Origin of the sequence: Stygiolobus sp. RP850M (assembly GCF_037389295.1) — an archaeon.
Taxonomy (GTDB): Archaea; Thermoproteota; Thermoprotei_A; order Sulfolobales; family Sulfolobaceae; genus Stygiolobus.
Genome location: NZ_JBBHKU010000071.1, coordinates 48362 through 71709 on the forward strand (window position 1 = coordinate 48362; position 23348 = coordinate 71709).

Annotated in this window: 26 protein-coding genes, 3 tRNA genes and 1 pseudogene; 11 read left to right on the forward strand and 19 right to left on the reverse strand. The window is 38.0% G+C overall.

Features of this window, described 5'->3' with window-relative positions:
* Positions 1-36: 36 nt before the first annotated feature.
* Complete coding sequence (gene rimI / locus WIW52_RS09690; RefSeq protein ID WP_337699762.1) at positions 37-540, forward strand: ribosomal protein S18-alanine N-acetyltransferase; 504 nt, start codon at positions 37-39, stop codon at positions 538-540.
* Here rimI and WIW52_RS09695 read toward each other — a convergent pair.
* The 10 genes from WIW52_RS09695 to WIW52_RS09740 all read right to left on the reverse strand — a co-directional run bounded on the left by WIW52_RS09695 (position 520) and on the right by WIW52_RS09740 (position 6549).
* Positions 520-987, reverse strand: coding sequence for a hypothetical protein (locus tag WIW52_RS09695; protein WP_337710158.1), 468 nt, complete (start codon positions 985-987; stop codon positions 520-522). The genes rimI and WIW52_RS09695 overlap by 21 nt on opposite strands.
* A complete protein-coding gene (locus WIW52_RS09700) occupies positions 926-1816 on the reverse strand; it encodes a triphosphoribosyl-dephospho-CoA synthase (RefSeq protein WP_337710160.1) in 891 nt (296 codons plus the stop codon). The genes WIW52_RS09695 and WIW52_RS09700 overlap by 62 nt, the downstream gene beginning before the upstream one ends.
* Positions 1785-2708 carry a nucleotidyltransferase domain-containing protein gene (locus tag WIW52_RS09705; RefSeq protein WP_337710162.1) on the reverse strand — a complete coding sequence of 308 codons (924 nt, stop codon included), beginning with the start codon at positions 2706-2708 and terminating at the stop codon, positions 1785-1787. Before WIW52_RS09705 ends, WIW52_RS09700 begins: the two co-directional genes overlap by 32 nt.
* Positions 2672-3574: a DUF1464 family protein gene (locus WIW52_RS09710; protein ID WP_337710164.1), complete on the reverse strand. Its 903-nt coding sequence runs from the start codon at positions 3572-3574 to the stop codon at positions 2672-2674. The genes WIW52_RS09705 and WIW52_RS09710 overlap by 37 nt, the downstream gene beginning before the upstream one ends.
* A complete protein-coding gene (locus tag WIW52_RS09715; protein ID WP_337710165.1) occupies positions 3571-4065 on the reverse strand; it encodes a hypothetical protein in 495 nt (164 codons plus the stop codon). Before WIW52_RS09715 ends, WIW52_RS09710 begins: the two co-directional genes overlap by 4 nt.
* A gap of 77 nt (positions 4066-4142) precedes the next feature.
* Positions 4143-4829, reverse strand: a complete 687-nt coding sequence (locus WIW52_RS09720) for a hypothetical protein (protein WP_337710166.1) — start codon at positions 4827-4829, stop codon at positions 4143-4145.
* A gap of 231 nt (positions 4830-5060) precedes the next feature.
* Positions 5061-5151: transfer RNA gene (locus WIW52_RS09725), tRNA-Met, on the reverse strand.
* 91 nt (positions 5152-5242) lie between these two features.
* Positions 5243-5354: transfer RNA gene (locus tag WIW52_RS09730), tRNA-Ser, on the reverse strand.
* Between the two features lie 101 nt (positions 5355-5455).
* Positions 5456-6364, reverse strand: a complete 909-nt coding sequence (speE, locus tag WIW52_RS09735; RefSeq protein WP_337710167.1) for a polyamine aminopropyltransferase — start codon at positions 6362-6364, stop codon at positions 5456-5458.
* Positions 6364-6549, reverse strand: coding sequence for a 50S ribosomal protein L37e (locus tag WIW52_RS09740; protein ID WP_337699748.1), 186 nt, complete (start codon positions 6547-6549; stop codon positions 6364-6366). The genes speE and WIW52_RS09740 overlap by 1 nt, the downstream gene beginning before the upstream one ends.
* Positions 6550-6637: 88 nt before the next feature.
* On the opposite strand from WIW52_RS09740, the gene WIW52_RS09745 reads away from it, so the two are divergent.
* Complete coding sequence (locus tag WIW52_RS09745) at positions 6638-7339, forward strand: peptidylprolyl isomerase (protein WP_337710169.1); 702 nt, start codon at positions 6638-6640, stop codon at positions 7337-7339.
* On the opposite strand, the gene WIW52_RS09750 is transcribed toward WIW52_RS09745, so the two are convergent.
* Positions 7332-8384, reverse strand: coding sequence for an NAD(P)-dependent glycerol-1-phosphate dehydrogenase (locus WIW52_RS09750; RefSeq protein ID WP_337710171.1), 1053 nt, complete (start codon positions 8382-8384; stop codon positions 7332-7334). The genes WIW52_RS09745 and WIW52_RS09750 overlap by 8 nt on opposite strands.
* An 82-nt stretch (positions 8385-8466) precedes the next feature.
* Between WIW52_RS09750 and WIW52_RS09755 the strand changes: the two genes are divergently transcribed.
* Both WIW52_RS09755 and WIW52_RS09760 read left to right on the forward strand, forming a co-directional pair.
* Positions 8467-10380, forward strand: coding sequence for a beta-CASP ribonuclease aCPSF1 (locus WIW52_RS09755; RefSeq protein ID WP_443295681.1), 1914 nt, complete (start codon positions 8467-8469; stop codon positions 10378-10380).
* A 49-nt stretch (positions 10381-10429) separates the two neighbouring features.
* Positions 10430-11275 (forward strand): CAP domain-containing protein, encoded by an 846-nt coding sequence (locus WIW52_RS09760; RefSeq protein ID WP_337710174.1) that lies wholly within the window; start codon positions 10430-10432, stop codon positions 11273-11275.
* Positions 11276-11278: 3 nt separating this feature from the next.
* On the opposite strand, the gene WIW52_RS09765 is transcribed toward WIW52_RS09760, so the two are convergent.
* Together WIW52_RS09765 and WIW52_RS09770 are read right to left on the reverse strand one after the other, a co-directional pair.
* Positions 11279-11367: transfer RNA gene (locus tag WIW52_RS09765), tRNA-Val, on the reverse strand.
* A gap of 107 nt (positions 11368-11474) precedes the next feature.
* Complete coding sequence (locus tag WIW52_RS09770) at positions 11475-11732, reverse strand: hypothetical protein (RefSeq protein ID WP_337699740.1); 258 nt, start codon at positions 11730-11732, stop codon at positions 11475-11477.
* A 193-nt stretch (positions 11733-11925) separates the two neighbouring features.
* Between WIW52_RS09770 and WIW52_RS09775 the strand changes: the two genes are divergently transcribed.
* Positions 11926-12375 carry an EVE domain-containing protein gene (locus WIW52_RS09775; RefSeq protein WP_337710176.1) on the forward strand — a complete coding sequence of 150 codons (450 nt, stop codon included), beginning with the start codon at positions 11926-11928 and terminating at the stop codon, positions 12373-12375.
* Here the strand turns inward: WIW52_RS09775 and WIW52_RS09780 are convergent.
* The gene (locus WIW52_RS09780) at positions 12368-12679 is read right to left on the reverse strand and encodes a hypothetical protein (RefSeq protein ID WP_337710178.1); all 312 of its coding nucleotides are present in this window, start codon (positions 12677-12679) and stop codon (positions 12368-12370) included. The genes WIW52_RS09775 and WIW52_RS09780 overlap by 8 nt on opposite strands.
* Before the next feature lie 116 nt (positions 12680-12795).
* On the opposite strand from WIW52_RS09780, the gene WIW52_RS09785 reads away from it, so the two are divergent.
* Together WIW52_RS09785 and bluB are read left to right on the forward strand one after the other, a co-directional pair.
* Positions 12796-13959 (forward strand): pyridoxal-phosphate-dependent aminotransferase family protein, encoded by a 1164-nt coding sequence (locus WIW52_RS09785; protein WP_337710180.1) that lies wholly within the window; start codon positions 12796-12798, stop codon positions 13957-13959.
* A gap of 34 nt (positions 13960-13993) precedes the next feature.
* Positions 13994-14611, forward strand: a pseudogene (bluB, locus tag WIW52_RS09790) (5,6-dimethylbenzimidazole synthase).
* Between the two features lie 273 nt (positions 14612-14884).
* Here the strand turns inward: bluB and WIW52_RS09795 are convergent.
* From WIW52_RS09795 to WIW52_RS09815, 5 genes are all read right to left on the reverse strand, one after another.
* Positions 14885-15379 carry a 3-isopropylmalate dehydratase small subunit gene (locus tag WIW52_RS09795; RefSeq protein ID WP_337710182.1) on the reverse strand — a complete coding sequence of 165 codons (495 nt, stop codon included), beginning with the start codon at positions 15377-15379 and terminating at the stop codon, positions 14885-14887.
* Entirely contained in the window at positions 15376-16623 is a 1248-nt protein-coding gene (locus WIW52_RS09800) for a 3-isopropylmalate dehydratase large subunit (protein ID WP_337710183.1), read from the reverse strand. Before WIW52_RS09800 ends, WIW52_RS09795 begins: the two co-directional genes overlap by 4 nt.
* 63 nt (positions 16624-16686) lie before the next feature.
* Entirely contained in the window at positions 16687-17520 is an 834-nt protein-coding gene (gene tatC, locus WIW52_RS09805; RefSeq protein WP_337710185.1) for a twin-arginine translocase subunit TatC, read from the reverse strand.
* Positions 17517-17873, reverse strand: a complete 357-nt coding sequence (locus tag WIW52_RS09810; protein ID WP_337710187.1) for a hypothetical protein — start codon at positions 17871-17873, stop codon at positions 17517-17519. The genes tatC and WIW52_RS09810 overlap by 4 nt, the downstream gene beginning before the upstream one ends.
* Positions 17874-17893: 20 nt before the next feature.
* Positions 17894-18184 carry a twin-arginine translocase TatA/TatE family subunit gene (locus WIW52_RS09815; protein ID WP_337710190.1) on the reverse strand — a complete coding sequence of 97 codons (291 nt, stop codon included), beginning with the start codon at positions 18182-18184 and terminating at the stop codon, positions 17894-17896.
* Positions 18185-18691: 507 nt separating this feature from the next.
* Between WIW52_RS09815 and WIW52_RS09820 the strand changes: the two genes are divergently transcribed.
* The 4 genes from WIW52_RS09820 (at position 18692) to WIW52_RS09835 (ending at position 23287) form a co-directional block, all read left to right on the forward strand.
* The gene (locus WIW52_RS09820; RefSeq protein ID WP_443295690.1) at positions 18692-19405 is read left to right on the forward strand and encodes an ABC transporter ATP-binding protein; all 714 of its coding nucleotides are present in this window, start codon (positions 18692-18694) and stop codon (positions 19403-19405) included.
* Positions 19402-21039, forward strand: coding sequence for an ABC transporter permease subunit (locus tag WIW52_RS09825; RefSeq protein WP_337710193.1), 1638 nt, complete (start codon positions 19402-19404; stop codon positions 21037-21039). The genes WIW52_RS09820 and WIW52_RS09825 overlap by 4 nt, the downstream gene beginning before the upstream one ends.
* A gap of 206 nt (positions 21040-21245) precedes the next feature.
* The gene (locus WIW52_RS09830) at positions 21246-22784 is read left to right on the forward strand and encodes an acetyl-CoA carboxylase biotin carboxylase subunit (RefSeq protein WP_337710195.1); all 1539 of its coding nucleotides are present in this window, start codon (positions 21246-21248) and stop codon (positions 22782-22784) included.
* The gene (locus WIW52_RS09835) at positions 22784-23287 is read left to right on the forward strand and encodes a biotin/lipoyl-containing protein (RefSeq protein ID WP_337710197.1); all 504 of its coding nucleotides are present in this window, start codon (positions 22784-22786) and stop codon (positions 23285-23287) included. The genes WIW52_RS09830 and WIW52_RS09835 overlap by 1 nt, the downstream gene beginning before the upstream one ends.
* The last annotated feature ends 61 nt before the right edge of the window (positions 23288-23348 follow it).

Genomic DNA, 23348 nt, shown 5'->3' on the forward strand with positions numbered 1-23348 from the left:
GACATAAATTTAAACTACGGATAAAAACCTTATATTATGGAGTTCGCCGAAACGAAGAAATACGGAGCTTTCATAGTTAGATTGGCAAGGATTACTGATATAGACCAGATTGTAAAGATTAACAGACTAACCCTCCCAGAAAATTACCCATACTACTTCTTCGTAGAACATTTAAAGGAATATGGGGGTGCGTTTTATGTAGCTGACATAGACGGAGAAGTAGTAGGATATATTATGCCCAGAATAGAGTGGGGGTTCAGTAACGTTAAACAGATACCTACGTTAGTCAAGAAGGGTCACGTAGTTTCGATAGCGGTATTGGAAAAATTCAGGAAAATGGGAATCGGTACGGCGCTTTTACAGAACTCCATTAAAGCTATGAAGGAAGTATATGAGGCTGAAGAGGTCTATTTAGAAGTGAGAGTGTCAAACGCGCCAGCAATATCGCTTTATAAAAAACTAGGGTTTTCCGAAGTAAAGGTGTTAAAGCACTACTATGCAGATGGAGAAGACGCTTATTTAATGGCTCGTCCTCTCTAGCTCTACTGAATTATTAGACGAGTCGAAAATTAAATAGTAGCCATCTTCCAGACTACCTGCTGAATATACTCTTGTTTTTCCTACACTATACTCCTTCTGAGATCGTAAATGACCGTGAATAAGTAGTTCTGGGGACTCTGAGAGTATTTTCCCTAGAATCAGCTGTGAACCGTAAGATGTCCTAGGCTGGAAGTGGGTTATAACAATCTCAGTAGAGAAGTCTACAGATAAATTCCCAAAGGTTGTGGTAATCAGCTTGTTTCTCTGCCTTAGGTGCTTTTGAGTTGTTATGTTATCCATTTCACCGAGTATTCCGTAATAGTTAGATATGTACTGAGGGCATTCTACATCTCCTAAGCCTACTATGTAGTCTACACTTAACGAATTAAGGAACTCTATCACATCCCCTTTGCATGGAGTTAAAGTAATTAACGCCGTTTTTGTCATACCACTCACCTAGTTTGAAGAGAGCAATCCCCACAGCCACTATATCTGCTGTAGAGCCTGGGTTATATCCATTTTTTAAAAGGAACTTATCTAGTTCATTTATTAATTTTGGATTTTCTAAAGCCTCACATGACATTTTAGAAACTGTTATAGCCGTCCTTCCCCCGTGTTTTCTCCATACTAGCCCGTCAGGGACTTGACATAGGACTGATAGAAAACCTTCGAGTACACCTTTTTCCATTCCCAGTTTTTCGATCTTATCGGCAACTAACCTAGAGTACTTATAATCTTCAAGCATATTTTTGACAGCACTATCTGAGGATGAGTGTAATAAGACTTCATAAAGGGGAAGTTTTCCTATAGTTCTATAGTCGAAACCGCTGTCTATCTCGCCCAAGTAACTTAATCCTAATATTTGTAACGACTTTGAGAAATAAATAGAGTCGTTCTCGTCTAAACTCCTGATGGTTACCGAGGCTTTTTTTAGCGTGTCGTCTAGGGATTTGGAAATAGAGGAATAAGCTATAGGGATCATTTGGATAAACGTGCCTAGAATAGCGAAATTTATTCCCAATTCCATACTTTTTAGTACAGCCTTGTATAAAGAGTCAAACAAAGGTTTCTCTTTCCTAAGTCCCCTCTTACACAATTCTTTATAATACTCCTTAGATACTAGTGCGGAGAGTACCAAGTCCTTAAAGCTTACGGATTTAATGTCCCTCCGTCTCGACGCGTTACCAGGTTTATCATAAAATGCCTCTTCTACAGTAGACGAAGAAAGGATGAAAGAGATCGAGTTACAAAATTCTTCTAATGTACCCTTGGACATCTCTATCACCTACAACTATAATGGGTTTTTCACATTCAACTAGCATCCCCTTAGCTTCAATTTTCCTCGATTTAAAGAGGAGTGTGGAGTATATCCCCTCATAAGACACTAAAATTTCGGGCTTCAGTCCCACTTTTCCTGAGACTACGTTGACGTTGTGTAAAATAACTTTAGATGGGTAAAATAGTGCATCACAGCTACCGTTTTCTACCTCAGCCGTTATAGTTATCTCTCCCTTCCTCTTGCATACTTCCTTACACGGTCTCTGCGGTCTCGGATCCACGAAGAGAATAGAGAACTTTATTCCTTTTATCACACCCCGAGTCCTTTTATCATATAATTGCTTAGAATAGTCTAAAGTTAGCCCGTAATTACGTGAGGTCTCAACAATCCAATCTTTATCTTCTTCAAAGCCGTCAAAGTTATTCATAACATGTAGAGTGTCTTCACAACCGTATATTACTATATCGAGGTCTGAGTTTTCATGGTTAATCCCCGCTAACAAGCTCCCCGTTATTCCTATTTGTCTGACTCCTAAGGCTGTATAAAGTTCGAGAAATGAGATTTCGTGTTTAGAACCAGACGCGTGCTTAACTAATTCTAACGCTTTTTCTTCTGGTTTTAAATGCTTTGAAACACTGGAAAGTCTTAATATAGGGAAAGTTACATCACAGCATGGTTCCATGAGGAACTCTTGACTTAGTCTAAGCATGTTATTTACACCGTAATATTTTAGCACTCTTTCGTACCCTTTCCATAATCCTTTCCCTGTATAGACATACTTTAACATGGCGTAGATGTAACCGTAAGGGTTTACATTAGAGAATACTAAGTATATGTTTCTGTCCTTGTCCACTATAATGTCTTTATCAAGGAAATAATCTCTTCCCATCCTTTCAACCTCACGTAGTCTATCGGCGTGCCAACACTTTCGAGGAAGTTAACGTAATTCCTGAATATACCTCCGAATAAAGCGTTAGCAATATAAGCTGAACCTACCGACGACTCCTTAAATTTGAAGTTATGCTTAATACCGAAAGGTACTTCCCACTTTTTATTACCGGATATTATGATCGGTATTTTATACTGAGCCGAATACCACTCCGAGAGTATTTGTAAGAGTTTTAATCCCCTAGCCCAATTTCCTCGCGTATATATAGTGTCTTTATTTATCTTCGAGTATTTGCATAACAAGTAAGCCACTTCACCGTCCAAGAAACCAGCCGAGTTAACTCCGGGCACTATACTTCCCCCTAACCCGTCTACAACTTTCCCGTCAATTACTACTATAAATGACGAAAAAGAAGAACCCACTTCAACCAAGACGAAACTATCATACATGGTTCTGTAGAAGAAAGCGGAAGCTACTTTATCAGCCGTACCCATGTCGATGAGGTTTATTTTCTTGTTCTCATCTACGCTCTTTAATTCTATGACCCCGGGTACGGTAAAGGCGTTATGTAATAACTTAGCTGAGATTATAAAATTTCGTAAAGGACCATCAATGTCAGGGTCTTTTAGGGTCATGAGAAAAATGTCTCTATTAGTGATTTCTGAAATCCTTTTAAACGGCAACCCGTGTCCTGAAGGCAGTGCTACTCCATTAGGTCTAAGGTCGGATATAGCTTTGACCAGAGTACTTGATGCTTTACTGACAAGCTCTGTAGGAACGGAGAAAAACTTTATTATCCTTCCCACCTCGTCGACAAAAGCAAATTCATATGTCCTACTACCGGGATCTACTCCCGTAAAAATCATTCCGTAACCCTTACAACCGTACCATCCCTCTTGACTTTTAAACTTAATGAATAACTTTCATTTAATATCTTAGCTAAAGATTCAATTATATTCTCGAAATATATAGCAGCTTTCTCATTTTTAAAGGAGTAAGTAAAGGTGTTTCCGTTATTAGATGGTATTGGTAGGGGTTTCCCATCCATGAAGTCCAACAGTAAATTTAGAATGCTAAACATGTTGTTTAAAACAGTGCTTTTTGACACGCTTCTTGCCATTAAATAAGACCCCAAATAAGTTGCAAGAGTTTCAGGTGGTATCTCGAGATTAATACGTAAGACTTCGGCTTGTTTTAATAGTTTATAAAGTTCTAACTCAGTTAAAAAAAGGGATAAATTTACTCCAAGAGATAATAACCTATTATAAACCATTATTGCCTCATTTGTAGCATCATAAATGGTCTTACCGCTTGCATCACAGTAGGACTTAATTATCGAATATGCCTCATCTGACATAAAACACGGTTTTCTTCCCATGTGTATACAAATGTATATTCCTTAATATAAATTTTATGATAATAGTTAGGGAACATCTAAATAATTATAGAAAATTTTATGGTCTGTTCTAAAAATTGTTGATCTTCTACTTTAAATCCTATACGTGTGAGGAAATTCCTCAGGATTTCACCAATTCTTTCCGTAAGGTCTTTAGTTGACCCTTGTATCGCAACTATTACGTAGAATTTATTTTCGTTAGGATATGCTTGATCTTTATTAACCATTATTAATGGAGAGATGTCCATTAGTATGGGAGTTTTATCAAGCAAATTTTGGATATCGGTCTCAGTTATTATATCCTTTTCTGTAATAAGATCTTTAATACTATCTGCATATTGCAACGTAACGTTTTCATACCATAAGAAAATTTCACTAATGATCGTTTTATCTAACTTACTGAAAACTGAAAGCGGAACACGTAAAAATCCTTGTCTATTTAATTTAGTTAAATAAGCAAGTAATATATAATTCGCTGGATACTCTACAATATCTATATTGCGGGTGACCTTCAAAGAGTATGTCGTTTGCTTAACAACATTGCTGAGGTAAAGGGCACGTATATCTTCTTCCTTTCTGTTTTTACCGTCAAGTGAAGTGTATTTCAAATTTAGTTGTAAACGTATGAGTTGTTCCATCTCATCTAAGGAATGTACGGCATCTTCATAAATTGGTATGAGTTTCTTGTTATCATCTTTCTTGGGCTTATTATTTTTCTTCGCCACGTTATCATGAATTAACGGTTTTTAGTATTAAAATATTTTCATTAACTGCTTATATTTTTCAACAGATTAAATAATGACTTTAAATATTATTATAAGTGTTTCGTTTGTTATACCAAGTGTTGGGCTATTAGTATTTTTGTTTTGATAAGTAGATGAATAGTTTTCAGCGGCTGCCCACAGAAAATGTCACTACTCCATTCGGCTCTTTGTCATCATAAATAGCGGGGAAGGTAGCGGCGCCAGGATTTGAACCTGGGATCTCGGGGTGTCTCAGGTTGAGACCTTATGAGCCCCGCGGGATACCTGGCTACCCTACGCCGCTACTATTTCCCCGCTAATATCTCTTTCATGGGCTATGTAATTAAAGCTTTCTATGAAGTAATACGGTGAAAACTACAAAAAAGTTGAAATAACGCCGGGGGCGGGATTTGAACCCGCGTGCCTCAGAGAGGCAGTAGGTCGCGCGCCTCTGAACGCTGGAAATGGTCTCGAGCCTACCCCCTTGGTCCGCTCGGGCACCCCGGCATTTATTACTTTTTGTGTGTGAACTTAAAAGTTGTACGGTAGGGTAAAAAATCGTAATCCGTATCTAGAAAATGAAACGGAGATAGGAAAGTTAACCTAATTCACGCTGGAACTGCTATAGGCTCTTTTTCCGTAGATATCCTTTTTTCACTCTCAAGTTTAACCCTAATGTGCTTAGGTATGCTGAAGATCATCTCGTGAGTCTCACCGTCATAGAACTTCAGTTCGCCAATAATCGTCTCTTTTATCAGCTTGTCAACTTGTTCAGCAGTGAGCGAAGAAGGACTGCGATAATCCGAAGCATATACGAAACCCCATAGACTGTCAAAGCCCGGTATATATGCTATGGACGCACTGACGTACTTAAACACGTTTCTTAACGTGTTATAAATAGCTGAGAACGTGTCCAAACTAAATGAAGGAGAAGTAGCTTGAGTTACTAAACCTCCGTTTTCCTTTAGAATTCCCTTCACTTGTTTGTAAAACTCCACAGTGTAAAGGAGCTGAGAAGGAGAATCTTTAATTGGATCCGTAAGGTCTAAAATCACAGCGTCAAACTTCTGATTTGTCTCCTTTACAAATTTGTAACCATCCCCTATAATCAGTTTGGTCTTTGGATTGTCAAAACTACCTTGATGCCATTCGTGGAGGTACTTTTTGGCGAAGTCTATAACTACAGGGTCAATATCCACCATCACAGTACTATTTACACTTTTGTGCTTCAAAACTTCTCTAAGTGTAGCCCCTTCTCCTCCGCCTAATATTAGCACATCTTTAGGATTATCTAGAGTTATTAAAAGAGGGTGAACTAAAGTCTCGTGGTAAATATATTCGTCTGAAACTGTAGACTGCACTTTACCATCAATTATCAGGCTTTTTCCAAACCTGAAAAGCTCTACTAGGAGAACCCTCTGGAACTCGCTCCTTTCCTCTGCGATAACCCTCTTTATTGCATGAGCGTGATACTCATAAGGAGTTTGCCATTCTATGTGCCAGTGCCATTCGTACATTATACTAATCTCACTCCGTTCACCTTCTTGTTTTGCCAACTATATCTTCTGATTTTCTTAGTCCTCCCGAACCCGCAGGCTGCACAGTAGCCTTTTCTAGCGTTAAAGGAATTTCTACCACATCTTCTGCATCTAACATGAGTAGCTCCCTTATTCATCTTACCGAATGAGGGTGTACCTTTCATTACCTTTCACAATCTGATTAACTAACTCGTTTATAACTTTATTTGCTTAGCTTTAAAAACTAGTAGCTCAACTAATTTTAGATACTCAATGTTTAAAGACAAAGATTTTGTCTATATTGACTACATAGCAAGAATAAAAGATACTGGAGAAATATTCGATACAACTATTGAAGAGGAAGCTAAAAAAGCTAACATATATGATAGTGAAAAAATTTACAAACCAAAACTCGTGATTCTGGGTGAAGGAGCTATAATAAAAGGTCTTGAGGACGCCCTATACCAAATGAGTGTAGGAGAAGAGAAAGAGATAGAAATACCGCCGGAGAAGGCTTACGGTGAGAGAGATCCAAATAAAGTAAAAACGATGTCTTTAGGAGAGTTAAGGAAACAAGGTATTAGACCATATCCTAACATGGTGTTAAGGATGAGTAACGGAAGTATTGCCGTAGTAAAAAGTGTCACTGGAGGTAGAGTTGTCCTAGATTATAATCACCCACTAGCTGGAAGGACATTAATATACAAGGTAAAGGTCGTAAAAGTAGCGGAAACAGAACTAGATAAAGTAAAAGCACTTTTGGAAAGATACTTCGGTAGCTCTAACGTAGACAAGTTCGCTGTCGAGATAAGTAATGATAAGAAAGAAGTAAAGATAATTGTTCCCAAGGAACTTTACTTAGTGGAGGACTTGCAGTCAAGAATTTACGTTACCGCAAAGGATATAATAACCTACGTATTGCCTGACGCTAGTGTGTCATTCACGGAGACCTTTAACAAATCTAACTTCAGCTAATTACACCAGTTTCCTTAGCAATTTTTTCAGCCGAATTCCAACTTAATCCTCTGTCTCCCAGAATAGTATATCTCTCTGGTCTTATGCTATGGGCGATTGTTAATGCCTTTATAACACCCTCATCAGGGATTCCTATTTCTTTGGCTTTAGTAGGTAACCCTACTCTTTTCATAGCTCTTTTAATTTTTCTCCAGTTAATTCCATGAACGTAAGCCATTAGAATAGTCCCTATAGCAACCAACTCACCGTGGAGACCCTTTCCGGGGTATAACATCTCTATCGCATGGGCGAATAAATGCTCCGAACCACTTGCAGGTCTAGTACTACCTGCCATCCCCATAGCTACTCCGCTACTTATGAGTGCTTCAACGAGAACTCTAACACCAGCCCTTATATCCTTGTTAAGAAGTTTCGTGCAAGACAATGCATGCTTAGCTGAAAGTAAAGCTAGAGAGGCAGTATAATCACCGTAATACTCTCCGGTAATTTTGGAAGACAATTTCCAATCCCTGACTGCAATGAATTTACCAAGAGTATCACCTACTCCTGCGTTTATGAGCCTTCTAGGAGCTGATGAAAGTACTTGAATATCAGCTATGATACTCAAAGGTCCTTTTGCCTTAACTGATATGGGCTTCCCTAATCCTTTTATCGCAGCAAAAGGTGAAGTTATGCCATCGTGAGATGGAGCTGTAGGTATACTAATGAATTCTTTATCTATCCTAAATGCAACGTATTTAGCAACGTCTATTACACTACCTCCTCCAATACCTATTATAGTATTAGCCTTGAACTGCTTTGCAGATTCTCCTACTCTATTCACTTCCTCTATGTCCGCACTTTGGACTTCTATGACTTCATGCTTAAAATCTTCTATTGACTCAAGAAGTTTCGAGGCTATACTTCTCCTAACTATGGGACCAGTAACTATCAGAAAGGGATCAGATAGATTTAGAGAAGTTAGATATTCTCTAACATTTAAAAGAACGTCATTGCCTATATAAACTCTCTTCGGTAGATCAATCACATGTTCTCTACTTTCCACATTTGTACATAACAAGAATTTAAATATTAAAAGTTGCTATACATGAGCTTGTAAGTCTACTTCTTTAGAGTTGGTGAATAGTGTGAGTTCAGTTAGATTAAATATAATATCAGCAATATATGGAAATCTACCTAAAGAAGCTCAGATAACCAAAATCGAGTTTGAAGGACCAGAGATAGCAGTCTATGTAAAGAACCCTTCAGTGCTTGCCGATAAGGGTGAAATAGTAAAGAAAATAGCCAAAGATATAAAGAAAAGAATAGTTATCAAAGCTGATGAAAAAGCGAGAAAAGATAAGAAAGAAACAGAAGAAATTATAAAGAATTTGGTACCGAAAGAAGCTGAAATTGTGAACATAAAGTTTGATGACGAGTTAGGTGAAGTTTTAATCAAGGCTAAAAAGCCTGGTCTCGTGATAGGAAAAGGAGGAACACTTCAGAACAAAATCTTTTATGAAACTTATTGGAGACCTGTTATTGTTAGAGAGCCTCCAATAAAATCGAGGACTATAGACAGTATCCTTACTCATATATACAATGAAACCGAATACCACGCAAAAATCCTGAAAGTTTTCGGAGAGAGGATACATAGGGAATTACTATTTAAAGATAGGTCTGTTAGAGTCACTGCATTAGGCGGATTTTACGAGGTAGGTAGATCAGCAGTTTTAGTAGAGACCCCTGAAAGCAAAATCTTACTAGACGTAGGGCTTAACCCTAGTGTTACGGGAGGAGAGAAGTTCTTCCCCAGGCTCGACATCGACCAAGTAAGGCTGGAGGATATCGATGCCGTAGTGATAACTCACGCTCACTTAGATCATTGTGGAATGGTTCCTCTCTTATTTAAGTACGGCTATAATGGACCCGTATACACTACAGCACCTACGAGGGATATAATGGCTTTAATGCAGTTAGACGCATTAGACGTGGCTGAGAAGGAAGGTAGACCCGTACCATACACGGCTAAAGAAGTAAGGAAAGAACTACTCCACACGATAACTTTGGATTACGAGGAAGTGACAGACATCGCTCCAGACGTTAAACTGACGTTCTACAACGCTGGGCATATTATAGGATCAGCGATGGCTCATCTACACATAGGAGAAGGGACGCATAACATAGTTTACACTGGTGACTTCAAATATGCAAAGACTAAATTACTTGACAAAGCTAACGACGAGTTTTTAAGAGTAGACACAATGATAATGGAAACAACCTACGGTGCACAAGAGCAAGAAGGAAGGGAAGAAGCGGAAGAGAAGTTAATCAACATCATAAATGGCACGTTAAATAGGGGGGGTAGAGTGTTAATTCCAGTTCTGGCGGTAGGTAGAGGACAAGAGATAATGCTGGTGCTTAATGAGGCGATGAAAAATAAGAAGATACCAGAGGTGCCCATATACGTCACTGGATTAGTTGACGAGATCACGGCAATACATAATGCATATCCTGAAATGTTAAGCAGAGAAGTAAGGGAGGCAATACTTTACAAAGATGAAAACCCGTTCACTTCTGAGTTCTTCCATAAGATAGAAGGATTCAGAGAAGATATTGCCCAAGGAGAACCGAGTATAATCTTAGCTACTTCTGGAATGCTAAACGGCGGTCCTGCAGTAGAGTTTTTCAAAACTATGGCATCAGACAGCAAGAACTCAATAATCTTCGTAAGTTATCAGGCTGAAGGAACCTTAGGTAGAAAGGTTAGGGAAGGAGTAAAAGAAATCCAGATTATAGATAGAGATGGAAGAGTAGAAAATATAAAGATAGAGATGGAAGTAAATCACGTTGAAGGATTTTCAGGGCACTCTGACAGGAGGCAACTCCTGCATTACTTACGTAACTTAAGTGCTAAGCCTAGGAATCTAGTACTAAACCACGGCGAACCTAATGCTATAGAATCTTTCAGAAGACAAGTTGATAGAGAGAAAGAAAGACTGGGGCTAAGAGGTACAAAGATATATACTCCACAGATCTTAGACAGCTTACGAGTGGCGTAGACTATCCTAATTGTTTTAAACTTTAATCGTCCAAGATATACGCTAGAATATGGTTCTTAGAAATGAAAAGGCTAATTTTGACTTTTCTTTATCATTACGTCTAATAAATTTCCTTAATACGTTGAGAATACAAAATAATGTACCCAGCGTGAGATATGCAAATACCGGTTTCGCCCACTTTAGATCAGCCTATATGCTAAAGACGAGAGTTTTCAGCCATTATGACGTAACTGGAATAGCCCCTCCGCTTTTCTTTACGACTCTAGGCAATTATTACTACATGGAAGAATCGATTGGATACGCATGGTCTAATACACCTCTTTCTTATTCAACAACTGTCCAAATTAGTGAAAAGTTACTTTACGATATGGTATATAATGACGCAGATGAAGGATGGTTCCATAGAGATACTTTGCTCGATCCTTGTTTTAACTATGCAGATATTTCCGTATCTTTCAACTTTAATGAGATATATCTAGACGTAGTTATGATAAATGCAAGAATCGACTGGATTTCTACACCGAAAATTAGTAACGGAAATTTTTCTTTAAAAGGTAGGTTAACGGACGATAACTTCATTCCGAAGCAATTAATCATTTATAGGGACGAGCCAAAACCTGATCGTATCAATGATCACAGTTATTCCTTAGGAGAGCCAGTTGCTGGGGTAATACCTAAGCCCCACTATTATAAAAGCATTGAGACAATAAGACCTTATAAGTGGAGGATGGATTCAAGTATTATCGAAGTAGAGTTCCCGCTTAAATTTTTCACAAGGGGAGTATATACGATTCTACTTCACGCTGAGGATAAGAGAAAAATCCATTGGAGCCCATATACTAAGAGAAAGATAGGAGAGTGCGGGATTATGATGTATTCCTTTCTTGTAAAGTAGATATGGGCCCGCTGGGATTTGAACCCAGGATTTCCGCCGCTCTAACCCTAGGTCGTCAGGGCGGCGTCCTAACCAGGCTAGACGACGGGCCCATTATAAAAGTAAAAAGTACTCGCTTAAAAGATTAAGGCTTAAACTATTTTAGGAAAAAGTAGAAAAGGGAAAAGTAAAAGGCTTTACGTCTAATACATCCTAGATTTTACTCTTCTGACCTTAACGATTCCTTTCTCCACTGTTTTATTTCTGCTATTGCTTCTTTTCCTTCCATATATTTCATTCTTATTTTTCCTTTTTCGAATAAGGCGTTTATATACCTTATATCGCCGTCATCCCATCTATCATACTCTATAAGCCTACCTAAGTTGAACTTTTTGGATATGTTTCTTAGCATCCTGATCTCATAATCTCTTAAGGAATCGTCTCTCTGTGGTGTTATAAATGCAAAAAGCTTTCTCACAGGGTTTTGATCGATTATGTCTTATTAAGTTTTAGGTTTATTTTCCTTGTAAGATTAAACTTTTACGGCGGACTTAAAGGAAAAAAATAAAGAGTGCCAACAGTGATTGTATGCAATTTTCTTTTTTGAAATTATTTTGAATTATTTGGAAAAATACGTCATACTTAAATAGTCAGCGGGAGTTTTGATAACCGTGGCTTACTGGATAATCCCCGTACAAGAAGACTTTTGGGAGACAATTTTCTCAACAAACATTTATGGTTACAATAAGGAGAACATCAAACAGTACGTGAAGAAGGACGACGGGATAATATTTTACGTGAATAAATACTACGCAAAGAAATACGGGGGGAAATTTGTAGGGATTTATAAGGTTGTATCAGACTGGTTTGTGGATAACACTATATTGTTTCCTGAAGAAAAAATAAAAAATAAACCGATTTATATTTATAGAATAAAATTGGAAAAAATTATAGTAGGTGAGTGTGCATCTAAGGACATTATTGAAAAAGTACACTTTATCGAAGACAAATATCAGTTTTCCAAGTATCTCAGAAATGTTCCAGCTAACCTTAAGAGACCGGTACCTTTAATAGACGTTCAGCTAATAGAGCAATGCCTTAGGGAGTCAATATTCATATAACCAATATGAAGTACTTAATCGCGTTGATTAACTCCTTGACTAGTCTTTCGAGGAGAAAGTTATAGATGAAGAATATCAAGTACTTCAGTTTCATCAGTGTTAGAATGTTCCTCACTATTTTAATGTGCTGTTGAATATACGTCCTTAATTTCTCCCCTACAGCTTCTAAATACATATCTTTTAGAAAGTCCATGAACCTCTTGATTATTAATCGTAACTCTTTGTCATTTTTACAATAAGTTATCTCCTTGAGGTAACTCTCATAAGTTTTCCTAACAATAGTGTAGTCAAAAACGTCTATCATATTATATATATTATTTGATAATATAATTTAAGACACAAGGCCGGAGCATTTACCTTGTTAACCGTATTACCTATAAAGGATAGGATATTTTACCTTTTAGTAACATATTATTACCCATGGACTTAATAAAAAACAAAAAACTACTTATGCATGTAGGCCCTGTAGACATATACGAAGAAGTGCTTTACGCGGGTCTCAAAAATAACGTAGGCTTCACCTCAGAAGAATTTGTAAACGCATTTAGGGATTCTCTGAAAGGACTGAGGTACTTATTCCAGGTAGACGACACATACCAGCCTTTCATAATCCCTGGAGGTGGCACGTCTGCTATGGAAAGTGTCACGTCCTTTTTAACGAAAGGAGATAAAATACTAGTAGTATCAAACGGAGTTTTCGGAGACAGATGGATAAACATCTTTAAAAAGTACCCAGTAGAAGTAGATTACCTCAAAGCTGAAGCAGGAGATTATGTTTCAATGGACTCTGTAAAAGAGAAAGTAAAGCAAAAACATTACAAACTTGTTACATTTACCCACGTGGAGACAAGTACTGGTGTAAGACATCCAATAAAGGACAGTGTTAAAGAGATCAAGGACTACGTAGATATAGTAGTAGTAGACGGCGTGTCAAGCGTAGGTGCAGAAGAAGTAAAAGCTAAGGATTGGGATGTTGACATCTATTTAACGGCTAGCCAGAAAGCGATAGGAGCTCCCCCAGGTTTAGGTCTTTTAGTGGTCTCGGAAAACGCCATGAAACACTTAAGAGAAGATAATATAGCTAGCTATTACCTTGACCTAAAGAACTGGCTACCAGTGATGAGGGGCATGGAAGAAGGTAAAGCGGCTTACTTCTCTACACTTCCAGTCCATACGGTTTTCATGCTTAATGAAGCACTTAAGTTAATACAAGATGAAGGAATAGAAAACAGAGTAAAAAGACACGAGAAAGTAGCGGGGACTATAAGGGCTGGTATTGAAGGAATGGGATTAGAAATAGTAGCAAAGAGACCAGACGCCTATAGTAACACAGTGACTGGAGTGATGTTAAGGAAAGCTAAAGCACAAGACGTTCTCTCTGAGATCATAAAAGAGGGAGTAGAAATAGCCCCAGGTGTACATCCGTCATTACAAGGTAAATACGTTAGAATAGGTCACATGGGCTGGGTAACTCCTAACGATGCAATAATTACCATTTCTGCGTTAGAGAGAACCCTTAAAAGATTAGGAGAAGACGTCAGAGTAGGCGAAGGAGTGAGAGCAGCACAATCTTATTTAACATAGTCTGGATAGATTAACCACAGGACTATAGGAGGCAATTAAAAAGAGGAGAGATGTAATAAGAAGTTATTACATTAAAGATAAAGCCCATACCAGACCATGTTTTAGCTAAAATTCTGTTTGCCGCCCATTACGCACCTTCTGTAGGTTTTTCTCAGCCTTAGAACTTCATAGTAGTAAAAGGCCCAGAGATAAGAAAGAGAATTAAGGAGTTAGTAGAAGTTGAAAGAGAGAAATTTAGAAACTTGTTACCTGAAGACAGAAAGAAGGTATTCAATAAAATAAAGATTGAGGTAATACTGGATACTCCTATCAACTTAGCAGTAACATGTGATCTTATACAATTTGCTCCTCATGTCTTGGGCAGAATGGCGATGCCTGAACTCTGTCAGTATAGCACTGTTCTACTGTAGAAAATCTATGGCTTGCGGCTACAGTTGAAGGCATAGGTGTAGGATGGGTAAGCTTTTTCAAAAAGGAAGACGTAAAGAGGATTCTTTCGATCCCAGAACACGTTGACTTAGTAGCTTATTTAACGTTAGATTACGTAGAAAGGTTCCCTGAGAGACCAGAACTAGAGGAAAAAGGGTGGCTTAGTAGACTACCGTTAGAAGAACTAGTTTACATAGATACCTTTGGCAAAAAAAAAACCTGATGAGAGTTTCATAAATGTCTTAAGAAATTCAAAATTTTAGTTCCGAGAGTAGATACCACAAGATACTCTACAATAAACACACTAAGTATATAAAGCAATAAGAACGGTGTCGAAATTAAAAGTGAGAAAACCTTCTCGCCATAGATATCTTTAATTACATATAGCCCTATCCTAACATCAATAATTGTTAAAAACAGAGAGAGTAAGCCGAAAATAATTTTATTCATTAAGGAAAAAATATATTTACTAAAAGATAAGGATTTTTATTTCGTTCTAGTTCGTAGATCTAGTAGTCTTTAAGAACGAAAGTATTCCTCCGGCTTTTAATATCTCAAGTGGCATCCCAGTTATTCCTTTTCCCTTTAGTATCGTATTACCACTTACTATTATTTCTCCAGTCTCTACATTGACCTTAACATAATCACCTTGATTTATCTTCTTAGTAGCGTCGGGAAGTATTATTGCTGGAAGGCCATTATTAATAGCATTTCTGAAGAATATTCTAGCAAAAGACTCAGCAATTACAGCCCTTACCCCGGCAGCCTTTAAAGCAATAGCAGCTTGTTCTCTAGAGGAGCCCATTCCAAAAACTTTCCCTGCAACTAGTATAACCCCTTGAGATGCTTTCTTATAGAATTCAGGGTCTAAAGGCTCCATAGCATGTTGGGCTAGATATTGCGGATCAGTATACTTTAAGTGCCTTGCTGGAATAATAATGTCAGTGTCTATCTTATCTCCGAATTTTAGAACCTTTCCTTCTACGATCATGAGAATCGCCTTGGGTCAGTGATTTTACCCTCCACAGCAGTAGCTGCAGCCACTGCTGGTCCAGCTAGGTATACCTTTGAGTCTGGACTTCCCATCCTACCTTTGAAGTTTCTTGAACTCGTTGACACCATCACCTCACCCGGTCCAGCAACTCCAAAGTGTCCTCCCAAACAAGGACCACATGTTCCGTAAGTCACGACACAGCCAGCCTGGACTAGAGTATCGATATAGCCTAATTCCATAGCCTTCTTGAACAAATCATAAGAGGCAGGGATAGCTATACACCTTGTCTTAACCCTTCGGCCCTTCATTATCTTAGCCGCCATTTCAAAATCGCTTAGTCTACCGTTAGTGCATGAACCAATATACACCTGATCTACTTCTAATCCCTCTACTTCACCTACTGTCCTTACATTATCTACGCTGTGAGGAGCAGCAACTAACGGCTCTAACTTCGAAAGGTCTATCGTATACTCGTCCTTATACTTAGCCCCGCTATCAGGCTGAATGACCGGAGGCTCATAACCCCTCATAGTCTTAATATAGTTCACTGTCTCGGAATCTGGAACGAACATCAAAGCATCTGCATTCATTTCTATTCCCATGTTTGATACAGTTGCTCTAAAGTCCATCGGGAATGCTGAAGGCTCTCTTACAAACACCTCTATAGACATACTGTTGAAGTAGTCCGCCTTAAAATCTCCAAGTATCTTCAGTGCTACGTCTTTACCGTTTACCCATTTGTTAGGTTTACTTTCTAATGTAATCTTAAACGGTTCAGGAACCACTACCCATGTTTTTCCAGTAATTACTGCAGCAGCTACATCACTTGCACCTAACCCTTGTGCAAAAGCCCCTATAGCTCCAGAAGTTGTAGTGTGACTGTCTGCTGCTACTATCACATAACCGGGGTTTGCATATTTTTCTAGCAATAGCTGATGTAATATACCAACGTTTATGTCATGAAAGTTCGGTATTGATAAGTTCTTTACAAAATGCCTTATTTGATCCTGGATTTCTGCACTTCTGACATCAGGGGGTGGAGCTAAGTGATCAAACGCTATTACTATCTTATTCTTATCGAAAACTCTCAACATGCCGGCTTTCTCCATGACCTCTATTACGTGGTACCCTGTTAGATCGTGAAACGCCGCTATATCCACTTTGATTTCTGTAACGTCACCAGGGGACACGTTTTTCCCAGCAGCTCTGCTCAAAATTTTTTCGGTTAATGTTTGGGACATCAGGTAGATAAGTTAGAAAGGGTAAAAATAAATATTTATACCGTTGTTGGTTTCCGTTTCGAACTATTTAGTGATCACTTTTTTCGAATTATTGCTCTTTTTAGCTATCAGGTAAGATACTCCTATTCCGGCAAAATACAAAGCGGAAAGAATCGTGCCTATAGTAGTCTCTATGAGCCCACCTGTAGTACCCGGTGATATTATCCATGCTATTATGAAGGAAATCATAACACCCCATCTCCAGTTTTGTAACCACGTCTGAGGTTTCACTAAACCTAACTTTGTCATTCCAGCCATCACTAACGGTAACTCAAATGCCATACCAGTAGCGGTCATGAGTAGTAAAATCGTTGAGACTATCGACTTAAAGCTAAGTGTTGGGTCAATATTTAACGCTATATCATACCTGTAGACGAAGAGGAACATAAAGGGAATAATTATAAAATACGCAAATGCAGAACCTGCCGCAAAAAGGAGAACGGCAGGAACTATAGTCATCCTTATGAATTTTTTCTCGTGCTCGTATAATCCTGGAGCTACAAAAGCCCAAAACTCCCTAGCAATAAACGGGGAGGCTGAAAATAAAGCTAGATAAGCCGCTACCGACAGTCCAGAAAAAATAGGATCCAAGGTATTTATGGTTATTGGTTTTAGCCCGACAGGTAATTCCCTATCTATAAAATCCCTAACAAAAACCACTGCTATACTATTATATAGTGAGGGATAAAGAATCGGAACTGTAAAAGAACCTATTTGTATGAATGCAATTCCAAACATAAAGTATAGTATGAAGAAAAAAGCCAAAATCATAACCACTCTTTTAATCCTAGTAAGTAATTCCTTAATATGCTCTAGTAAGGGTAATTCCTTGTCTTGAGTCTCTCTCTGATAGCTCATTTATTAACGCCACCTTGTTGCTTTTTGAGCCTTTCAATTTCCTCTTCTAATTCCCTTATTCTTTCTTCCAAGATCTTTACTCTTATATCTTTAGCTGCGTCATTCAGAGTAGTTGACGTCTCCCTAAAAGCTCTAGAAGTTACTTGAGTAGTCTCTCTTACTATTTCGTCAGTAGAGTTTGTCACATCCTCTAATTCTCTCCTGAGTTCACTCACTAATTCACTCTGTTTTCTCTTGAGTTCGTTATACCCTCTAATAGCAGACTTTATAGCGGATAAGGAATTCTTATCACCTGAAAATAGGAGGAGACCAACTAATACTAAAACCAAAAAATCATCTATTGAATTAATCATACCCCCCACCTTTAGGGGATTCAACTATTCTGTTGCCTTTGCTGCTTTTTGAGCTCCTCTAACTGTTTCTGTAGTTCTTCTATCTTTCTCTGTAGTTCTGCTTCTTTAGAAGACTGAAGCTGTTGGAAATTCTGGTTTTGAGCTTGTTGCATTTGCATTAACTCCATTTCAGCTTCCATCTTACCCTTCTTGAATTCGCCGGTTGCCCTACCCAAAGACCTAAAGATCTCAGGGATTTTAGATGCACCAAAGAACACTATTATGGCGACAATGATTAGTATTATCACGTCATTAGGAACTAACCCTACCATATTTTATCACAAATAAATTCTTGTATTTCGTACTAATAAACTTTCACTTCGCTTAAAATAAATAACAAATGAAATTATGGTAAACTAAGCATATTTTAATTAGTTATTTAATAAATACTATTTCAGGGATTTAAGCATTATTCGCAAATATTATGCTTATTCGTAATTATACTTAATTTATTTAAGTAATGCTAAAATACATAATTAGATTTAATTACTAGAATTATTTCAACTCTAGTTCTTTTTAATAGAGACAGATAGTTTCTAGAACTAAAGAGCATTCATATCACTAAATATTTCATTAAATTTATAATAACTTCTTGTCTGTTTTTGTGATATCTTTTACGCCCCATCGAAATAACCTAAATATATTCTCTCTAAGTTAAGAGTAAAATTTTTAAATGGTTAAAAGACCTTTGCCTTAGGTGGTCAGATGGAAGAATCTTAGAGACGATAGATCTTGGCTATGCTTACGTTGAGGACAACTTCGTGATAAGACATGTTAACATGGAAATGCACGATAACGAACTAGTTGCTATAGTTGGCCCCTCTGGAATAGGAAAATCAACCTTGTTGCGAATTCTAGGAGGGTTCGTTCAACCAAAAGAGGGAGAAGTGAGATTACTAGGGAAGAGAGTTCTTCAACCTTCTCCTAAGATAGCACTTATCCATCAATCGATAGCTACATTCCCTTGGATGACAGCCCTTGATAATGTTAGACTCGGGTTAAAGTATAGAAAACTCTCTAAAGAGGAGGAAATAAGGATCGCTAAAAAGATGCTTGAGTTAGTTGGACTATCAGGATTTGAGAACTTCTATCCTAAACAAATGAGCGGAGGAATGAGGCAAAGAATAGCCATAGCTAGAGCACTAGCTGCTGAACCTCTAGTCCTTCTTATGGACGAACCTTTCTCCCACTTAGATGAGTTGACAGCTGAGGGTCTTAGGCAAGAAGTTTACCAAATGTTGTTTAGCGAAGAGTCTCCATTGAAGACGGTGGTATTAGTATCTCACAACTTATTCGAAGTTGTAGAACTGGCGGATAGAGTTTATGTCTTAAACGGTATACCTGCCACTGTAGTCGGCGATATAAAAATTAACTTACCAAGACCGAGAGATCAGCACGACCCCAAATTACAAGAATACGTAGATACTCTTTACAAGTTATTGAGCCCAGCTCTCAAAAAGAAATTAACGGATGGAAAAGGTGAGATTATTTGACCGACTTTCTCTCCATACTTCCTACCCTTATTTTGGCTTCGTTGGTATCTATAGGAAGAGTATGGATAACTATCCTATTTTCCATAGTCAGTGGGTGGTTTCTAGCATGGGCTTCTATTAAGAGCAAGGTTTTTGAAAACACCTACATTAGCTTAAGCGAAGTTTTTGAGTCAGTCCCGGTCTTTAGTTTCCTACCCATAGTATTTATCTTCTTCGTTTACGATATTGGCGGTAGCTTAGGTATAGAATTATCTGTACTCTTCTTAGTGTTCACAGCAACAGTATGGAATATCTGGATGGGGATTTATCAGGCTTTTAAGACAATTCCTCATGACTTAGTAGAAGTCACCGAAAATTATAAACTAGGTTTTTGGGGGAAGATGCTAAAACTTTACATTCCGTATTCTGTTCCGCGGATAGCTTCTGAGCTAATGTCGAGTTTTTCTGATGGCTTATTCTACATAACCGTAAGCGAGGTTTTTAGTGTAGGTACTAGAAATTTTGAAGTTTTCGGCATAGGTTCGGTCATAGCTAATTTAACCCAAGAAGGAAACTACCTAGGAGCTTTAGAAGGTGTAGTTGTAATCGGAATCTTTGTAGCTGTAATAACATACTTACTCAGGGAATTTGCAAAGTACAGCGTTTCTAAATATGGTTTAGACACCGAGATGATTATAAGAAAGAAAGGTAGGCTTAATATAAGAAGTTCTTTAAGGGTTACAAACAGTTTGCCAACTTTCACTAAAATAGCTAGAGTATTCCCTACTTTAGACAAACTCAGGAGAAGTTCCACTGAAGACTATTACGAGGAGCCGCGTAAAAGAGAAAAATTATGGAAAATTGTAGGTGGGACTATAGGCGTAGTATTGCTAGTCTTAATTATATACGGTGCTGTGGGAATTATAATATCCGTACCCTTTACCGAATGGGCTCAGCTAATTTCTTCAATACCAATAGATTTAGTCGCTATAGGTGTCGATTACCTGAGAGTAGGAATAATAGCTGGAGTTTCCTTTTTACTTGCTGTATTTCTAGGTTATTATTTATCTACTCACGAGAGAGTTGAAAAAGTAGTAATTCCAGTGATCCAGTCCTTTGCTGCATTACCTGCCCCTGCTTATATTCCCCTAGTCTATCTAGTTACTTTACCGCTTGTTCACGAAGTCTTTGGACCTTTCACCAACGAGTTTTATGTACTATTTATCGGCTTTATATCTACGTTTTATTACTTATTTTACAGTTTCTGGCTAGGGGTAAAGAACATGCCTACACAGTATTGGGAAATCATGAAAAATTACCAGTTAGGTTTCTTTGAGAAAATGAAAAGTATAATACTCCCGAGCACACTACCTTACATAGTTACCGGTTTGTCAAGCACCATAAATAGTGCATGGGGTGGTTTAGCAATAGCAGAATACTGGCCTAACATAATAAATGGACATAACTTATACGTTAGAACCGGGATGATGAGGGACATAGTCTATTACACAAATGTGGGAGACATAGCAGACGCAGTATGGCTTTCGTTCCTCTTCGGAATAATAGTAGTATTATACTCTATACTATTTACTAGAAAACTTATGGATCTGTCTAGGCAAAAGTATACAGCAGAAGAAGGAATATACTTAGCTTAAACCCCTTTTTCTCAGCCTTTACCTTGAACAGTTACTTATGAATTTATTATGCTCGACTTACATTTTGAAAAAGATGATGTGGAATCCGGGAACTGAGTATGATGACAAAGCGCGAGCACTGAACTTTTCTTTTTTTAAATTTACACGAAACAATTTGTAAAGTTAAAACCTTTTAAACCCCTAAAACAGTAATATTATGACTTAAAATGCCACCATTCAATAAAGTTCTCGTAGCAAACAGAGGAGAAATAGCAGTAAGAGTAATGAAGGCAATTAAAGAGATGGGAATGAAAGCCGTTGCTGTATACTCTGAAGCTGATAAATACGCTTTACATGTGAAGTATGCTGATGAAGCTTATTATATTGGGCCTGCTCCTGCGTTACAGAGCTACCTGAACATTCAGGCAATTATCGACGCTGCTGAAAAAGCGCATGCAGATGCTGTCCACCCTGGTTACGGATTCTTGTCAGAAAACGCTGACTTCGCGGAAGCAGTAGTAAAAGCTGGCATGACATGGATAGGGCCTTCGGTAGAAGCAATGAGATCGATAAAGAGTAAGTTGGACGGAAAGAGAATAGCTAAAATGGCAGGAGTTCCCATTTCACCCGGTTCCGACGGACCATTAGAAAGCCTAGATGAAGCCCTGAAACTAGCGGAAAAAATAGGTTACCCAATTATGGTAAAGGCTGCATTCGGAGGAGGAGGTACTGGTATAACTAGAGTAGATAATCCAGAGCAATTACAAGAGGTTTGGGATAGGAATAAAAGATTAGCATATCAAGCGTTCGGTAAAGCTGATCTATATATCGAAAAAGCAGCTATTAATCCGAGGCACATAGAATTCCAGTTAATTGGAGACAGACATGGAAATTACGTAGTAGCATGGGAGAGAGAATGCACTATCCAGAGGAGAAACCAGAAGTTGATAGAAGAAGCACCTTCTCCAGCTCTGAAAATGGAAGACAGAGAGAGAATGTTCGAACCCATTATCAAGTTCGGACAAATTATAAAGTATCACACTTTGGGTACATTTGAAACCGTATTCTCTGACGTAACTAGAGACTTCTACTTCTTAGAATTGAACAAACGACTACAAGTAGAGCACCCAGTAACTGAATTGATATTCAGAATAGACCTTGTGAAGTTGCAGATAAATCTCGCAGCTGATGGTTATTTACCTTTTACGCAGGAGGAATTAAATAAGAGATATAGAGGACATGCTATAGAATATAGAATTACTGCTGAAGATCCTATAAATGACTTCACCGGTAGCTCTGGATATGTCACTTACTACAAGGAGCCCTCAGGCCCTGGAGTAAGGGTAGATAGTGGTATAACTGCTGGTAGCTACGTACCTCCGTATTATGATTCTTTAGTTTCTAAATTAATCGTTTATGGTGAGAATAGAGAATATGCAATACAAGCTGGTATAAGAGCGTTAAATGACTATAAGATTGGAGGAATTAAGACTGTTATCGAGTTATACAAATGGATATCCAGAGATGAGGACTTCTTAAAAGGAAAGTTCACAACAGCATACATTTCAGAGAAGAGGGAACAATTTGTTAAATACCTGAAGGCTAAGGAAGATATGAAGGCTGCATTAGCAGCATCAATTTATGAGAGAGGTTATATGAAGAAAGCAACAATATCTACTCAACAACAGCAAAATACAACAAGAAGATCCTCTGGATGGAAGACCTACGGTATTGCAGCTCAGTCTTCTTATAGGGTGATGTGGTAATGAAAATACTCAGAGTATTTTCGGATTTAGGCGATGTAACTACTATGACTTACGACCAAAAAGGCAACAAAGACAAGATAAAGACCGAGATAGGAGAATACGAAATAGAATACTTAGGCCCTGGGTGGAGAGAAGGTGAGTTATTATTCAAAGTTAACGGGGAGATCCATAGAGTATACTTTGACAACGGATTTATCATAATAGATGATGAGACGCTCTTCAAGATCGACAGAATATCAGAGAGCGCAGTTGAGGAAGGAAAGTCTTTAGAAGAACTAATAAGAGGAAAAGAGGGCGAGATACTCTCGCCAATGCAGGGAAGAATAGTTCAGGTAAGAGTAAAAGAGGGCGACATTGTAAACAAAGGTCAACCGTTATTATCTATTGAAGCTATGAAGAGTGAAACAATCATATCAGCTCCAGTTTCAGGAACTGTACAAAAGATAATGATAAAGCCGGGACAAGGTGTAAAGAAAGGAGACTTATTATTAATAATTAAGTGATAAGATTTTTTCAAATGTTTAAAATGTATAAAAATTTAAAACTAAGTATGGGTAATATATA

Bases quoted from the DNA above. Each gene is read 5' to 3' on its own strand.
- WIW52_RS09700 (WP_337710160.1), bottom strand. From the start codon at position 1,816: ATGTCCAAGGGTACATTAGAAGAATTTTGTAACTCGATCTCTTTCATC.
- tatC (WP_337710185.1), bottom strand. From the start codon at position 17,520: ATGAGCTATCAGAGAGAGACTCAAGACAAGGAATTACCCTTACTAGAG.
- WIW52_RS09785 (WP_337710180.1), top strand. From the start codon at position 12,796: ATGGACTTAATAAAAAACAAAAAACTACTTATGCATGTAGGCCCTGTA.
- WIW52_RS09800 (WP_337710183.1), bottom strand. From the start codon at position 16,623: ATGTCCCAAACATTAACCGAAAAAATTTTGAGCAGAGCTGCTGGGAAA.
- WIW52_RS09810 (WP_337710187.1), bottom strand. From the start codon at position 17,873: ATGATTAATTCAATAGATGATTTTTTGGTTTTAGTATTAGTTGGTCTC.
- WIW52_RS09745 (WP_337710169.1), top strand. From the start codon at position 6,638: ATGTTTAAAGACAAAGATTTTGTCTATATTGACTACATAGCAAGAATA.
- WIW52_RS09830 (WP_337710195.1), top strand. From the start codon at position 21,246: ATGCCACCATTCAATAAAGTTCTCGTAGCAAACAGAGGAGAAATAGCA.
- WIW52_RS09795 (WP_337710182.1), bottom strand. From the start codon at position 15,379: ATGATCGTAGAAGGAAAGGTTCTAAAATTCGGAGATAAGATAGACACT.
- rimI (WP_337699762.1), top strand. From the start codon at position 37: ATGGAGTTCGCCGAAACGAAGAAATACGGAGCTTTCATAGTTAGATTG.
- WIW52_RS09710 (WP_337710164.1), bottom strand. From the start codon at position 3,574: ATGATTTTTACGGGAGTAGATCCCGGTAGTAGGACATATGAATTTGCT.
- WIW52_RS09815 (WP_337710190.1), bottom strand. From the start codon at position 18,184: ATGGTAGGGTTAGTTCCTAATGACGTGATAATACTAATCATTGTCGCC.
- WIW52_RS09820 (WP_443295690.1), top strand. From the start codon at position 18,692: ATGGAAATGCACGATAACGAACTAGTTGCTATAGTTGGCCCCTCTGGA.
- speE (WP_337710167.1), bottom strand. From the start codon at position 6,364: ATGTACGAATGGCACTGGCACATAGAATGGCAAACTCCTTATGAGTAT.
- WIW52_RS09835 (WP_337710197.1), top strand. From the start codon at position 22,784: ATGAAAATACTCAGAGTATTTTCGGATTTAGGCGATGTAACTACTATG.
- WIW52_RS09695 (WP_337710158.1), bottom strand. From the start codon at position 987: ATGACAAAAACGGCGTTAATTACTTTAACTCCATGCAAAGGGGATGTG.
- WIW52_RS09705 (WP_337710162.1), bottom strand. From the start codon at position 2,708: ATGGGAAGAGATTATTTCCTTGATAAAGACATTATAGTGGACAAGGAC.
- WIW52_RS09715 (WP_337710165.1), bottom strand. From the start codon at position 4,065: ATGTCAGATGAGGCATATTCGATAATTAAGTCCTACTGTGATGCAAGC.
- WIW52_RS09780 (WP_337710178.1), bottom strand. From the start codon at position 12,679: ATGATAGACGTTTTTGACTACACTATTGTTAGGAAAACTTATGAGAGT.
- WIW52_RS09760 (WP_337710174.1), top strand. From the start codon at position 10,430: ATGGTTCTTAGAAATGAAAAGGCTAATTTTGACTTTTCTTTATCATTA.
- WIW52_RS09740 (WP_337699748.1), bottom strand. From the start codon at position 6,549: ATGAAAGGTACACCCTCATTCGGTAAGATGAATAAGGGAGCTACTCAT.